This is a genomic window from Stenotrophomonas sp. YJH_SMC_54 (genome assembly GCF_059368435.1).
The window spans coordinates 49,525-63,353 of the sequence record NZ_JCAFRS010000007.1; the positions used below are offsets into that span (position 1 = coordinate 49,525).

Annotated in this window: 10 protein-coding genes; 4 read left to right on the plus strand and 6 right to left on the minus strand. The window is 65.4% G+C overall.

Features of this window, described 5'->3' with window-relative positions; genetic code table 11:
- Positions 1-33 precede the first annotated feature (33 nt).
- A complete protein-coding gene (locus tag AC5P5S_RS10065; protein ID WP_012481682.1) occupies positions 34-804 on the plus strand; it encodes a rhomboid family intramembrane serine protease in 771 nt (256 codons plus the stop codon).
- 112 nt (positions 805-916) lie between these two features.
- Here the strand turns inward: AC5P5S_RS10065 and AC5P5S_RS10070 are convergent, their stop codons facing one another.
- From AC5P5S_RS10070 to rpmH, 6 genes are all read right to left on the minus strand, one after another.
- Entirely contained in the window at positions 917-2,032 is a 1,116-nt protein-coding gene (locus AC5P5S_RS10070; RefSeq protein ID WP_495276313.1) for a glycerophosphodiester phosphodiesterase, read from the minus strand.
- 159 nt (positions 2,033-2,191) lie between these two features.
- The gene (gene mnmE, locus AC5P5S_RS10075) at positions 2,192-3,541 is read right to left on the minus strand and encodes a tRNA uridine-5-carboxymethylaminomethyl(34) synthesis GTPase MnmE (RefSeq protein WP_231336660.1); all 1,350 of its coding nucleotides are present in this window, start codon (positions 3,539-3,541) and stop codon (positions 2,192-2,194) included.
- A gap of 3 nt (positions 3,542-3,544) precedes the next feature.
- Entirely contained in the window at positions 3,545-6,217 is a 2,673-nt protein-coding gene (locus AC5P5S_RS10080) for a polysaccharide deacetylase family protein (RefSeq protein ID WP_049418150.1), read from the minus strand.
- A 163-nt stretch (positions 6,218-6,380) separates the two neighbouring features.
- Positions 6,381-8,096, minus strand: coding sequence for a membrane protein insertase YidC (yidC, locus tag AC5P5S_RS10085; RefSeq protein ID WP_012481686.1), 1,716 nt, complete (start codon positions 8,094-8,096; stop codon positions 6,381-6,383).
- Positions 8,096-8,590: a ribonuclease P protein component gene (gene rnpA, locus AC5P5S_RS10090; protein ID WP_012481687.1), complete on the minus strand. Its 495-nt coding sequence runs from the start codon at positions 8,588-8,590 to the stop codon at positions 8,096-8,098. The genes yidC and rnpA overlap by 1 nt, the downstream gene beginning before the upstream one ends.
- A 5-nt stretch (positions 8,591-8,595) precedes the next feature.
- Positions 8,596-8,736: a 50S ribosomal protein L34 gene (gene rpmH, locus AC5P5S_RS10095; protein WP_005411729.1), complete on the minus strand. Its 141-nt coding sequence runs from the start codon at positions 8,734-8,736 to the stop codon at positions 8,596-8,598.
- A 255-nt stretch (positions 8,737-8,991) separates the two neighbouring features.
- On the opposite strand from rpmH, the gene dnaA reads away from it, so the two are divergent.
- From dnaA to recF, 3 genes are all read left to right on the plus strand, one after another.
- Positions 8,992-10,323 carry a chromosomal replication initiator protein DnaA gene (gene dnaA / locus AC5P5S_RS10100; protein WP_005411730.1) on the plus strand — a complete coding sequence of 444 codons (1,332 nt, stop codon included), beginning with the start codon at positions 8,992-8,994 and terminating at the stop codon, positions 10,321-10,323.
- A gap of 275 nt (positions 10,324-10,598) precedes the next feature.
- Positions 10,599-11,699 carry a DNA polymerase III subunit beta gene (gene dnaN / locus AC5P5S_RS10105; protein WP_005411731.1) on the plus strand — a complete coding sequence of 367 codons (1,101 nt, stop codon included), beginning with the start codon at positions 10,599-10,601 and terminating at the stop codon, positions 11,697-11,699.
- A 995-nt stretch (positions 11,700-12,694) separates the two neighbouring features.
- Entirely contained in the window at positions 12,695-13,789 is a 1,095-nt protein-coding gene (gene recF / locus AC5P5S_RS10110; protein ID WP_062606450.1) for a DNA replication/repair protein RecF, read from the plus strand.
- Positions 13,790-13,829: the final 40 nt, after the last annotated feature.

Below are 13,829 nucleotides of genomic sequence, written 5' to 3' on the forward strand. Positions count from 1 at the left end.
TGGTTTCGCGCCAGTCACCGCCATTGCTGAGGTATGGACAACAACGCGCCTCTGCCCGCTGGCGACCTGCCGGCCCCCCGCAATGACCGCTCGCGCATCCTGCGGGCGTTCAATGTCAGCCTGGCCGCCGTGCTGGTGCTGGTGGCCGTGTTCGCCCTGCAGGGCACCTTCGACTGGCGGCCCTGGGCGGTCGCGCCGCTGGAAGCCAAGGGCCTGCTTGGCCTGATCGGCGGCCCGATGCTGCATGCCTCGGTCGAGCACATCGCCGCCAACAGCATCGCGATCCTGATCCTGGGCACGCTGGCCGGCAGCGTCTACCCGAAAGCCACCGTGCGCGCCCTGCCCCTGCTGTGGCTGGGCTCGGGCATCGGTGCGTGGATGCTGGGCAATCCGGGCAGCGTGCACCTGGGCGCCAGCGGCGTCACCCATGGCCTGATGTTCCTGCTGGCCAGCCTGGGCCTGCTGCGCCGCGACCGTGCAGCGATTGCCACCGGCCTGATCGGCATGCTGTTCTACGGCGGCATGCTGATGACCATCCTGCCGCACGCCGACGGCGTGTCCTGGCAGTCGCACATGGGCGGCGCCTTCGCCGGCATCATCGCCGCGCTGCTGTTCCGCAACGCCGACCCGCTGCCGCCGCGCCCGCGCTACAGCTGGGAAGACGAAGAAGACGAGGCCGAACCGCTGGCCGACGACGAGCTGGAACCGCCGTCACCGCAGCGCGTGCCGGTGCTGTGGCAGCCGCGCGAAGGTCAGGACTACGTGGTGATTCCATTCCGCCGGCCAGACGAGCCGCGCGGCTGAAAATGCCCCGGTAGTGCCGGCCGCTGGCCGGCACCCTCATGAACCGGTAGTGGCCGACCTTGGTCGGCGCGGTTGTTGTGTGCCAACCAAGGTTGGCACCTACCAGAGTCCGTCAGTTCGCCGCATTCCCCGCCGCGCCCATGCCATCCACCGCCTGCCGGCCCAGTGCCGGGTCATCGGTGAAGAAGGCATCGATGCCGGTGGCCAGATAGGCACGCATCTCGGCAATCGAACCCTCGGCATTGCGCGCGTTGTCGGCGCCCTGGCGCAGGTTGCTGGCCTGGAAGTGGTTCTCCGGACGGAAGGTGTACGGAATCACCATCAGGCCCACTGCATGTGCGTCCTGTACCAGCGTGGTCGGAGTGCTCAGCGCGCCCTTGGCGTCCAGCGGAATGATCGAGCGCAGTTCCGGGCCGATGCTGTCGGCGTAGCTGGCGATGTCCTTCAGTCCTGCCGGAGTCATCATCTGCGCGTAGGTCAGCTTGCCACCGGCCTTGGCGATGTCGGCCGGCTGGGTGTCGCCCTTCCACAGCAGTTGCAGCAGGCGGATGTTGCTGCCGCGCGGGATCTTGCCGCGCAGGTAGCGCAGGTTGGCGGTCTCGAACGACTGGATGGTGACCGGGCCGACGTTGGTATAGGCATTGCCACGCAGCGCGGTCAGGAGCTTGTCTTCCATCGGCAGGCCGATCGACTGGAAGTAGGTCGGGTGCTTGATCTCCGGCACCAGGCCGATGCCACGGTTGGCACGCCCGGCCTGCTGGACAAGGAATGCGAGGATCTCGTCCAGGCTGGCGATGCGGAACTGGCCGTCATAGGCGGTGCTGCGCAGTTCCGGCAGGCGCTCGCGCGCGTACAGGGTCTTCAGCTCGGCCAGGGTGAAGTCTTCGGTGAACCAGCCGTCCACCTTCTGCCCGTCGATGACCTTGCTGGTGCGGCGGCTGGCGAATTCGGGATGCGAGGCCACATCAGTGGTGCCGCTGATCTCGTTCTCGTGGCGGGCCACCATCACTCCGTCCCTGGTCATCACCAGGTCCGGCTCGATGTAGTCGGCGCCATCGGCGATCGCCTGCGCATAGGCGGCCAGGGTGTGCTCGGGCAGCAACGCGCTCGCCCCGCGATGGCCATAGACCGACACCTTGTGCGCGGCCGGGGTGGAGGATTCAGCACTCATGGCCACCGATGGTGCCACGGACAGCGACAACAGCAACGCACAACCCCACGACTTCACTGCGACTTCCCCAAGCGGTATGTGATGGGCGTCAGTATGCGGCGGCAATGTGACAGGTGGGGGACCTGGGGTCGGATCCCCGCAGGGGCTCCGACTCCGTAGCGATCCCGAGAAGCTCGTTCGGCTGGGTTGCCGGCCAGCGGCCGGCACTACCAAGGCTTACTTGCCGATGCAGAAGCTGGAGAAGATCCTCCCCAGCAGATCATCGGCACTCATCTGCCCAGTGATCTCACCCAGCGCGTCATGCGCCAGCCGCAGTTCCTCGGCGGCCAGCTCCAGGTGCTCGTGCGCCAGCTCGCCATCGGCGCGCTGCGCATGTTCCTGCGCACGTTCGATTGCATCCACATGGCGCGTGCGCGCGGAGAACTCGCCATCCACCTGCTCCCCTGCCCCGGCCGAAGCGATCGAACGCAGACGCGCGTGCAGATCGTCGAGCCCGGCGCCGGTGGCGGCCGAAACGAACACGCGGTCCGGATCGTCCAGCGACGGCAACGCCTCCAGCAGGTCCGACTTGTTGTGGATGTAGACCTTGTGCGGCACCGCCGCCACGGCCTCGCCCAGCGCCGCTTCGCCAGCCGCCGGATCGCGCGCATCCAGCACGATCAGCGCCAGATCGGTGCGCTCGATTTCCACGTGGGCGCGGCGCATGCCTTCGCGTTCGATGGCGTCACCCCCGTCGCGCAGGCCGGCGGTGTCGACCAGGGTCAGCTCCAGGCCGTCCAGGCGGATGGTCTCGCGCAGGGTGTCGCGGGTGGTACCGGCGATGTCGGTGACGATGGCGCGTTCGCTGCCGGCCAGCGCGTTGAGCAGTGAACTCTTGCCGGCGTTCGGCGGACCGATCAGCACCGCGTGCAGGCCATCGCGCAGGCGACGGCCGCGTTCGGCATCGCGGCGCAGCAGGGCCAGATCGCTGCGCGCCTGTTCCAGCCCACGCCGCACCTGCGCGCCACCGAGCGTATCCAGCGGTTCGTCGGCAAAATCGATGGCCGCTTCCACGTGGATGCGCAGCAGCACCAGCTGCTCGACCACGGCGTCGATGCGGCGCGAGAACACGCCATCCAGCGAGCGACGTGCCGCGCGCGCGGCGCGGTTGTCGCCCGCAGCGATCAGGTCGGCGATGGCCTCGGCCTGGGCCAGGTCGAGCTTGCCGTTGAGGAATGCCCGTTCACTGAACTCACCCGGCCGCGCCTGGCGCGCGCCGAGCGCGATGCAGCGCGCGACCAGCTGCTGCAGCAGCACCGGGCTGCCATGGCCCTGCAGTTCCACCACTTCCTCGCCGGTGAAGCTGTTCGGTGCCGGGAACCACAGCACGATGCCATCGTCGATGACCTCGCCGTCGGCATCACGCAGGCGCGCGTAGTGCGCGTGGCGCGGACGCAGTGCAGGTGCGCCCAGTGCATTGGCGATGGCCGCAGCACGCGGGCCGGACAGGCGCAGCAGGCCGACACCGCCGGCGCCAGGGGCACTGCCGATGGCGACGATGGTGTCGGTGCGGATCGCGTCGTTCATGGCTCAGAGCTTCTCCAGCTGTGCGCGCGCCTGTGCAGCGCCACTGCCCTGCGGCTGCAAGGCCAGGTAGGTGGTGTAGGCCTGCTTGGCCTTGGCCTTGTCGCCGGCGTTGAAGTAGGCATCACCCAGGTTGAGATAGGCCACTGCACGCGAGGGGTCGATCTTCAGCGTGTTCTCCAGCCAGCGCGCCGCTTCGGCATAGCGCTGCTGGCGGTAGTAGACGAAGCCGAGGTTGTTGGCGGCCTGGGCGAAGTCCGGACGCAGCTTCAGTGCCTCGGTGAACTGCGCCACCGCCTCGTCGTACTGCTTCTCGCGGTACAGCTGCAGGCCGCGGTCATTGGCCTGCTGCGCGCGCTGGCGATCCGACGCCGGGCCCGCAGTGGGCACCACCAGCTTGGCCTTGCCGCCCTGCAGGTCAGCCACCGTCACCGGCGCCTGGCTGCCCTTGGCTTCGCTGGCGGCTTCAACCTTGTTGTTCAGTGCGATCGCATCGGCGGTCAACTGGCGCGTATCGGCATTGAGGAACTCCTGGCTGTCCGGCACCTGGAACACGAACTCGCCGCCCTGCGAACCGGGCAGGCTGCCGAAGGCCGGGGTCTGGTGTGAAACGGCTGAGACGGCCGGCGCAACGTAGGCGGCCAGTTCGGTACCGGTGATCAGCCCATCGCCGTTGAGGTCGCCCTTGCCGGCCAATGCCTGCAGCAGCACCCAGGTGAACACCGAGTGGCCGTTCGGACCGGCGTCGGCCACCTGCTGGTCGGCACCGCCGGCGGTCAGCATCTGCCGCGCGCTGCGCCGCGCGTTCTCGCGCAGGAACGACGACGACGATGGACCGCCACGGGTCAGGCCCAGGCCGCTGTAGCAGGCATCCATCACGAACATCACGTGCTTGGCCTGCATGCTCTCGGCGATGTTCTGGATGTCGGTCATCGCGATGGCGTCGGTAGCGAATTCCTTCGGGTCCGAATCGACCGGGATGATGTAGCCGAGGTCGCGCCCGGAGGCGAGCTGGCGGGTCGCGCCATGGCCGGCGAAGAACACGAACACGCGATCGTTCTTGCCAGTGCGGTCATCGGCCAGGCGGTCGTGGAAGGCAGCCAGGATGTTGTTGCGCGTGGCCTGCTCGTTCTTCAGCACGATCACCTGCGAGGACGGGAAGCCGAACTGCCCGGTCAGGGTATCGGCCACCGCCTGCGCATCGTGGCTGGCGTACTCCAGCTTCGGCCACTTGGCGTAGTTGTCGATGCCGACCACGATCGCCCAGGACTTCTCGTAGCCGGTGGTGACGGTGGCATCGTTGGTCGCGCCCTTGCGCGCACGGGCGACCGTGAAGTCGCGGCCGTTCCAGCCAGCGAACTGGTAGCCATCGGCGATCAGCCGGTCGAGGATCTGCGGCAGCGCCTTCACCGCACGATCGTGAATGTCGTGGAACAGGATGATGCCGCGCTGTTCCTTGTTCACCTGGTCGAGCACGCGCTGCACGATCGATTCCGGCACCGGGTCGGCCCAGTCCATCGAGTCGATGTTCCACATGATCGACTTCAGCCCGGCTTCGTTGAGCAGCTGCAGGCCTTCGGCATTGCGTGCGCCATAGGGGAAGCGGAACAGCGGCGCGCGCTTGCTGTCGACATCCTTCAGCAGCGTGTCGGTGTCCAGCACCTGCTGGCGCAGCGCGTCACCGGTGGTGCGCGACAGCTGGGCGTGGGTCAGGCTGTGATTGCCGACCGCATAGCCCTCTTCCATCAGGTTGCGGCTGATCTTCGCCATCGGGCCGAGGCTGACCTTGCCGTCGGCCTCGACCTTGCCGAGGTTGCGGCCCACTTCGAAGAACACGCCCGGCACATCGTAGCGCTTGAGGATGGCCACCACTTCATCGGTGTAGGCCTTGTGCGGGCCATCGTCGAAGGTGAGCACAACGGTCTTGGCCGGCAGGTCGCGGCCGAAGATCTCGCGGTCGCTGTCCTTCATCGACATCGGGTACGGCTCGATCACGCCATAGTCGCGCAGGATCGCTTCGCGGCTGTAGTCCTTGTGCAGGTGGGCGATGTAGTCGTCCCACTTCTCACGCTTCAGTTCGATGGCGCGGGTGCGCTCGAAGCGGCTGAAGATGCGGGTCAGTTCCTGGTTGTAGTTGCGCTCGATCTCATCAAGCGCCTCCAGGTCCTCACCGATGCGCTGGTGCAGCTTCACCGCCGGCAGCGACGAATCGGTGCCGACCCGTTCATGCAGGTCACGCAGCACTTCGCGGAAGGCCAGGCGGTCGGCGTCGAACAGTTCCGGCGCCGACTCGATGTAGTCCAGCACGGTGCCGAGGGTGGCGAAGCGCTGCGGACTGGAGCCGCGCAGCAGCGTGTCGAACTGCGCGGCGATGGCCGTGCGCTGTTCCAGGCCATCGTGGAACAGCTGCTGGCCCACGCGCGTGGAGGTACCGCGGTCGGCAGCCGACTGCTGTTCCTCGTCGGCCAGCAGCACGATGATGCGGCGGTAGCCGTCGAGCTGCTTCTGCAGCGCGGCCAGCAACGGTGCAGCGGCAGGATCGGCGGCGGCCGCGGCCTGCGCGCTGGGCTGGGTGACCGTGGTCGCCGGCGCCTTCGCGTCCTTGTCGCCACAGCCGGCAACGACCAGGGTCAACAACAGCGACGGCAGGAACAGGCGGAACGACGACGCACGCTGCATGGTGGACTCGAAGGTGGGAGGAACGGTGTGCCGGCGATTCTAACGCCGCATGCGAAAAGCCCGCCTTGCGGCGGGCTTCTCATCGACCGGGGCGGTAGTAGAGTCGACTGTTGGTCGACTGCTCTACTGCCAGTCGACCAACAGTCGACTCTACAGGTCGGGATTACTTCTTTTTGACCGGGGCCGGCGCGGTGGTGGCCGGGACCGGCTCGCCGCCATGGCGCTTGGTCATCCACCACTGCTGCAGCAGGCCCAGGCCGCCGTTGACCACCCAGTACAGGACCAGGCCGGACGGCATGAAGGCCATCATGACGCCGAACACCAGCGGCATGAACTGCATCATCTTCTGCTGCATCGGGTCCATGCCCGGTGCCGGGGTCAGCTTCTGGGTGAACCACATCACTGCCACGTTGATGACCGGCAGGATGAAGTACGGGTCGCGTGCGGTCAGGTCCTGGATCCAGCCGAACCAGGGCGCCTGGCGCAGTTCGACCGATTCCACCAGCACCCAGTACAGGGCGAAGAAGATCGGCATCTGGATGAGGATCGGCAGGCAGCCCCCCATCGGATTGATCTTTTCCTTCTTGTACAGCTCCATCATCGCGGTCTGGAACTTCTGGCGGTCATCGCCATAGCGTTCCTTCAGCTGCGCGATGCGCGGCTGGAAACGACGCATCTTGGCGCCGCTCTTGTACTGGGTTGCCGACAGTGGGTACAGCACCAGCTTCAGCAGCACCACCAGGCCGACGATCGCCCAGCCCCAGTTGCCGACCAGCTTGTGCACCTGGTTCAGCACCCAGAACAGGCCCTGGCCGATCACCGCCATCATCGAGAAGCGGCTGTAGTCGACCACGCGGTCCAGGCCCGGCACGTCTTCCTTGGCGATCAGGTTGACCAGCTTCGGGCCGACCCACAGGCGGGCTTCGGTGCTGGTGGACTGGCCCGGGGCCACGGTGAAGGCCGGGCCACGCGCTTCGATCAGGTCACGACCGGCCACCTGCGACAGCACGTAGTGTGCGGTCTGGTCCTTCTGCGGGATCCAGGCGGTGAAGAAGTGGTGCTGCAGCATCGCCAGCCAGCCGCCGGTGATGTTCTGGTTCAGCGTGCCGTCTTCCAGGTAGTCCTTGAACGCACGACGCTGGTACTTCTTGTCGTTGTCGTACCAGGTGGCACCGTTGAAGCTGAAGGAATCCGGGTTGGTCATGCTCCGCGACAGGATGGTCGGGGTGCGGTCCAGGGTGCGGTAGACGTAGCCGTTCCACGGCGCGGCGCCAGCGTTGCTGACTTCGTCCTTGAAGCGCACGGCGTACTCGTTGCGCGAGACGGTCAGGGTGCGCTTGATGGTCACGCCGTTGTCGGCGGTCCACACGAACGGGATCTGCAGCTCGTTCTGGCCCTTGGCCAGCACGAAGTCCTTGGTGTCACCCACCAGCTTGAAGCCGTCGGCGCCGGGGACCGGGGTGTTCCTGTCTTCGCTGGCCCAGCCACTGATCGCGCTGTACGGGTGCGCGGGGTCTTCGGTCAGCAGGCGGACCGGCGGGCTGCCTTCGTCCTTGGTCTGCGGGAACTGCAGCAGCTCGGCATCGAGCACGCGACCGCCGTCGAGCACCAGGCGCAGCACGTCGGTGGTGACGGTCACGCGCTGGCTGGCCGGGGTAGCGCTGGCCTGGGCCTGTGCGGCGGCCTGGCCGGGGGCGCCCGGCACCTGGGCGCTGGGGATGGCGCCGGGGTTCGCGCCCGGAACACTCTGTGCGGCGGCCGGGGCCGACGTGGTGGTTGGTGCCGGGGTCGGAGCAGCCTTTTCACGGCTCCACTCCATCCACAGCAGCACGGCCACCATCAGCCAGGCAAAAATGAGGAATACGCGGGTCTGGTTCATCAGCGGACAGGCTCGGCGGGGCCGGGACGCGATGCCGGCTCGGTCAAAGAAGGAGTTGCGATGCCATCAGGCGGCGGCATTGTGCCGTCCACGCCCGGCGTGGGCAATGCACGCAGGCGACGCAGCAGGCGCAGGAAGGCCTGGCGGATCTCGTCGTTGCTGGCGGAACGCGCAGCACTACGAGCCACGACGACAAAGTCGCCTGGCTGGATGTCGGTACGTGTCTGACGCAGGATGTCGCGCAGGACGCGCTTGATCCGGTTACGCCCGACGGCGTTCGGATCAACCTTGCGGGAAACCGCCAGACCCAGCCTGGCCGGCCGGTCAGCCGGCAGCCAGTGCAGGGTCATCAGCGGATCGGACACACGGCGGGCGCCGTTGAAGACCGTTGAGTATTCGGCACGCGTGCGAACCCGCGCAGAGCGAGGGAATCGCTTGCGCGGGTCTGCAGTATTCACTGTCGAAGGGATTGCGTCTGCCGCGGAGTGCGGCATGGCAATCAGGCGCTCAGGACTTTGCGGCCCTTGGCGCGGCGACGCGACAGGATCTTGCGGCCGTCAGCGGTCTTCATACGGGCACGGAAGCCGTGGTCGCGCTTACGCTTGAGGTTGCTGGGCTGGTAGGTGCGCTTCGTGGCCATTGGGGGCCTCTCGTATGAATGGGACGGAAAGAACCGGAAATTCTAGAGAGGTACCCTGCCCCAAGTCAACCCCTGGCAGCTACGCGAATTCACCGGGCTGTGCAATAGCTGTGGATGTTTTTGTGAATAAGTAGGGGACAAGCATTCCGAAGGCGGGCGCTCGGTGGTAGTCTGAGCCATCCATTTCCCCCCTTTCAGGCCTGTGTTTGGGCGCCTTGTCGCGTCCATGCCCCGGCCACCGGACGATTATTGCTGATGGATGCTTGGTCCCGTAGTCTCGAGCGCCTCGAAGCGGAGTTCCCGCCGGAAGACGTTCATACCTGGCTGAAGCCACTGCAGGCCGATCTGCGCGTGGACAGCCTGGTGCTGTATGCACCGAATGCCTTCATCGTCGACCAGGTCCGCGAGCTGTACCTGGCCCGGATCCGCGAACTGCTGGCGCACTTCGCCGGTTTCAGCGACGTTTTTCTTGAAATCGGCTCGCGCCCGCGCCCTGTGGAGGCGCAGAACGCGCCGGTTTCCACGCCGTCGGCGCATGTGTCCAGCGAACCGCAGGTGCCGTTCGCCGGCAACCTGGACAACCACTACACGTTCGCCAACTTCGTCGAAGGCCGCAGCAACCAGCTGGGCCTGGCCGCCGCCTTCCAGGCGGCGCAGAAGCCGGGCGACCGCGCGCACAACCCGCTGCTGCTGTACGGGGGCACCGGCCTGGGCAAGACCCACCTGATGTTCGCCGCCGGCAACGCCATGCGCCAGGCCAATCCGGGCGCGAAGGTGCTGTACCTGCGTTCGGAACAGTTCTTCAGCGCGATGATCCGGGCCCTGCAGGAAAAGACCATGGATCAGTTCAAGCGCCAGTTCCAGCAGGTGGACGCGCTGCTGATCGATGACATCCAGTTCTTCGCCGGCAAGGACCGCACCCAGGAAGAGTTCTTCCACACCTTCAACGCGTTGTTCGATGGCAAGCAGCAGATCATCCTGACCTGCGACCGCTATCCGCGCGAAGTCGAGGGCCTGGAAGCGCGCCTGAAGTCGCGGCTTGCCTGGGGCCTGTCGGTCGCGATCGAACCGCCGGACTTCGAGACCCGCGCCGCGATCGTGCTGGCCAAGGCACGCGAACGCGGTGCCGAGATTCCCGATGATGTTGCGTTCCTGATCGCCAAGAAGATGCGCTCCAACGTGCGCGACCTCGAAGGCGCGCTCAATACCCTGACCGCCCGCGCCAATTTCACCGGCCGCGCGATCACCACCGAATTCGCCCAGGAAACCCTGCGCGACCTGCTGCGCGCCCAGCAGCAGGCGATCAGCATTCCCAACATCCAGAAAACCGTTGCCGACTACTACGGCCTGCAGATCAAGGATCTGCTGTCGAAGCGTCGGACCCGCTCGCTGGCACGCCCGCGCCAGGTCGCCATGGCCCTGACCAAGGAACTGACCGAGCACAGCCTGCCCGAGATCGGCGATGCCTTTGCCGGTCGCGATCACACCACGGTGCTGCATGCCTGCCGCCAGATCCGGACCCTGATGGAAACCGACGGCAAGCTCCGCGAGGACTGGGACAAGCTGATCCGGAAGCTGAGCGAATGATGCACGGATGCCGATGAGGCGTCATCGCACAAAACGGTGCAGAATCCGGTAGCAAGCGCGGGACACGTTGTGGATAAAAATGGCGTTTGAAATCGCGCCGGTTTTATCCACAGCTTTCCCCACCCCCTGGGGGTCGGTAATACAGAGGGTTTCGATGCCTGAAATCCTTTTATTTACAAAGACTTAGCGTTGTTTTCCAGCGATTCTGTCTCTACCAGCACCACCAAGCTTTTGATTTATTCCACATTTTTTAAAGCATAGGGGCACGGAACCACATGCGTTTCACACTGCAGCGCGAAGCCTTTCTCAAGCCGTTGGCACAGGTCGTCAACGTGGTCGAACGCCGCCAGACCCTTCCGGTTCTGGCCAATTTCCTGGTCCAGGTGCAGAACGGCCAGCTGTCGCTGACCGGTACCGACCTGGAAGTGGAGATGGTGTCGCGGATCGCGGTTGAAGATGCCCAGGACGGCGAAACCACCATTCCCGCCCGCAAGCTGTTCGAGATCATCCGCGCCCTGCCCGACGGCAGCCGGATTACCGTCTCGCAGACCGGTGACAAGATCACCGTGCAGGCCGGCCGTAGCCGCTTCACCCTGGCTACCCTGCCCTCCAACGACTTCCCGTCGGTGGACGAAGTGGAAGCTACCGAGCGTGTGGCGATCGGCGAAGCAACCCTGAAGGAACTGATCGAGCGCACTGCGTTCGCGATGGCCCAGCAGGACGTGCGCTACTACCTCAACGGCCTGCTGTTCGACCTGCGCGGCGATGCGCTGCGCACGGTCGCCACCGACGGCCATCGCCTGGCCCTGTGCGAAACCGATCTGGCCAAGCCCAGCGGTTCCAAGCGCCAGATCATCGTGCCGCGCAAGGGCGTGACCGAACTGCAGCGCCTGCTGGAGAGCGGCGATCGCGAGATCGAACTGGAAGTCGGCCGCAGCCACGTGCGCGTCAAGCGCGACGATGTCACCTTCACCTCGAAGCTGATCGACGGTCGTTTCCCGGATTACGAAGCGGTGATTCCGATCGGTGCCGACCGCGAAGTGAAGGTTGATCGTGAAGCACTGCGTGCCTCGCTGCAGCGCGCCGCGATCTTGTCCAATGAGAAGTACCGCGGCATCCGCGTGGAAGTCTCGCCGGGCAACCTGAAGATCAGCGCGCACAACCCGGAACAGGAAGAAGCCCAGGAAGAGATCGAAGCCGACACCACGGTCAGTGATCTGGCCATTGGCTTCAACGTGAACTACCTGCTGGACGCCCTCTCCGCGCTGCGCGATGAGGAGGTCATCATCCAGCTGCGCGATTCCAACTCTTCTGCGCTGGTTCGTGAATCCAGCAGCGAGAAGTCGCGTCACGTGGTGATGCCGCTGCGTCTCTGACCGCAGCCTGTTCCACGTGGAACCGAAGGACGCCCGGGATCTCCCCGGGCGTTTTTTTTTGCAGGTTCCACGTGGAGCATCGGGGATCGCGGAATCTCCAGGTCTGGGCGAATGTCTTGCTCGAGATTGCTGCTTGCCGATTGTTCCTGGTTGCCCCTCCGATGCAATCGGCCCTGCGCGTTAGGAATCCAGGTTGCTGACCTGGGCGCTGCCCAGCCAACTTCGGTCGAGTACGCAGTTCCGGGTCTTCAGCCTGATTGAGGGTGACCCGATCTGGTCGGATGGATGAAGCGGATCGCATCCGCTATCGCAGTGGTTGCTTCATCTGCAGACGTCACTGTCCACAGGGTTGGTTGGGGCCGGATCAGAGCTGGCCTAGCTTCTAAATCTGGGTATAAATCTAAAGCATGGTGGTGATGGTGGGCCCAGATTTCGTGGAAAAATGCATTATCCAATTGATTTTCAAGAGATTTATGGAGCTGAAACCCCCTGTATAGAGGCCCCTCAGGCTGGGGGGGAACCTGTGGATAGTTTGGCAGGTCGGGCAAAAGGGCTTTTTTATCCACAGTTTGCCCATACCTTGTGTATAAGTCATACAGACCCGCTGTGGACAGCGTGAAACGAACGGGCTGAATTCTTTGAAATCTGTGGAACCCTCCACGGCATCGCATCGTAGATTTCAAGAAATCCGCGCGGTGTTCGCGCAACCCACCGTCGAGGGCACCTGGCGATGCTCGCGGAATGAGGCTGAAATCGCTGAAATCTGAAGGCCTGTACCCTGCGCCGCCGCTCAGAATTCAAGGATTCCCGGGCATATCCAGACCCAGGCGAGCCCAGACGAGGGAGCGCCACCACGTGGAACACGCGTAGGGTTGCCAGGCGGAGGCTTCAGCACAGTGGCGATGTCTGGCGCGCCACGGCTGGCTTGACCGATGCAGTAAGCTGATGGATTCCCTGCCCCACTACCGCCTCGTGCGGATGGTCTTTCGCGCCCCATGCTTATCCGCCGCCTCGCCCTGCACCAACTGCGTCGCTTCAGTGCGGTGGACCTGTCGCCCCAGCCTGGATTGAACCTGCTGACCGGCGACAACGGTGCCGGCAAGACCAGCGTGCTCGAAGCCCTGCACCTGATGGCCTACGGGCGCAGCTTCCGTGGCCGAGTGCGTGACGGTCTGGTGCGCCAGGGCCAGGAAGCGTTGGAGATCTTCGTGGAATGGGACGAACAGCGTGGCGATCACCCGCCGCACCGCCGAAAGGCCGGGCTGCGCCACAGTGGCCAGGACTGGAAGGGGCGATTGGACGGTGAAGACGTCGCGCAGCTGGGCAATCTCTGCGCAGCGCTGGCCGTGGTGACGTTCGAGCCGGGGAGCCATGCACTGGTCAGTGGGGGTGGCGAACCCCGCCGGCGTTTCCTCGATTGGGGCTTGTTCCACGTGGAACCGGATTTTCTCTCCCTGTGGCGCCGCTATTCCCGGGCGCTGAAGCAGCGCAATGCTCTGCTCAAGCAGGGCGGGCCGTCGCGGATGCTCGATACCTGGGATCACGAGCTGGCCGAGGCCGGGGAACCGCTGACCAGCCGCCGTCAGCACTACCTGGAGCGTCTGCAGCAGCGCACGGTGGCCTTGGCCGCCAGCCTGGCTCCGCAACTCGGCATCCAGGGTCTGGAACTGAGCCCCGGTTGGCGGCGGCATGAGCTTCCCTTGGCCGATGCCCTGCTTCTGGCCCGCGAACGTGACCGGCAGGCCGGCTATACCTCGGTCGGCCCACACCGGGCAGACTGGAGTGTGGATTTCCACAGCATTCCGGGCCGTGATGCGTTGTCCCGTGGTCAGGCCAAGCTGACGGCATTGGCCTGCCTGCTGGCGCAGGCCGAGGACTATGCGGAACAGCGCGGCGAATGGCCGGTGATCGCGCTGGACGATCTGGCCTCGGAGCTGGATCGCACCCATCAGGCGCGGGTGCTGGAGCGCCTGCTCAATGGGCCGGCACAGATCTTCATCACCGCTACCGAAACCCCGGCGGCGCTGCTGGACCTGACCCACATCGCCCGGTTCCACGTGGAACATGCACAGATCGTGGCTGTGCCATAGTGGGCACACCAGGGCCGCTCGACCCCGGCTGGTATAATTC

Bases quoted from the DNA above. Each gene is read 5' to 3' on its own strand.
- dnaA (WP_005411730.1), top strand. From the start codon at position 8,992: ATGGATGCTTGGTCCCGTAGTCTCGAGCGCCTCGAAGCGGAGTTCCCG.
- yidC (WP_012481686.1), bottom strand. From the start codon at position 8,096: ATGAACCAGACCCGCGTATTCCTCATTTTTGCCTGGCTGATGGTGGCC.
- rnpA (WP_012481687.1), bottom strand. From the start codon at position 8,590: ATGCCGCACTCCGCGGCAGACGCAATCCCTTCGACAGTGAATACTGCA.
- mnmE (WP_231336660.1), bottom strand. From the start codon at position 3,541: ATGAACGACGCGATCCGCACCGACACCATCGTCGCCATCGGCAGTGCC.
- recF (WP_062606450.1), top strand. From the start codon at position 12,695: ATGCTTATCCGCCGCCTCGCCCTGCACCAACTGCGTCGCTTCAGTGCG.
- AC5P5S_RS10065 (WP_012481682.1), top strand. From the start codon at position 34: ATGGACAACAACGCGCCTCTGCCCGCTGGCGACCTGCCGGCCCCCCGC.
- rpmH (WP_005411729.1), bottom strand. From the start codon at position 8,736: ATGGCCACGAAGCGCACCTACCAGCCCAGCAACCTCAAGCGTAAGCGC.
- dnaN (WP_005411731.1), top strand. From the start codon at position 10,599: ATGCGTTTCACACTGCAGCGCGAAGCCTTTCTCAAGCCGTTGGCACAG.
- AC5P5S_RS10080 (WP_049418150.1), bottom strand. From the start codon at position 6,217: ATGCAGCGTGCGTCGTCGTTCCGCCTGTTCCTGCCGTCGCTGTTGTTG.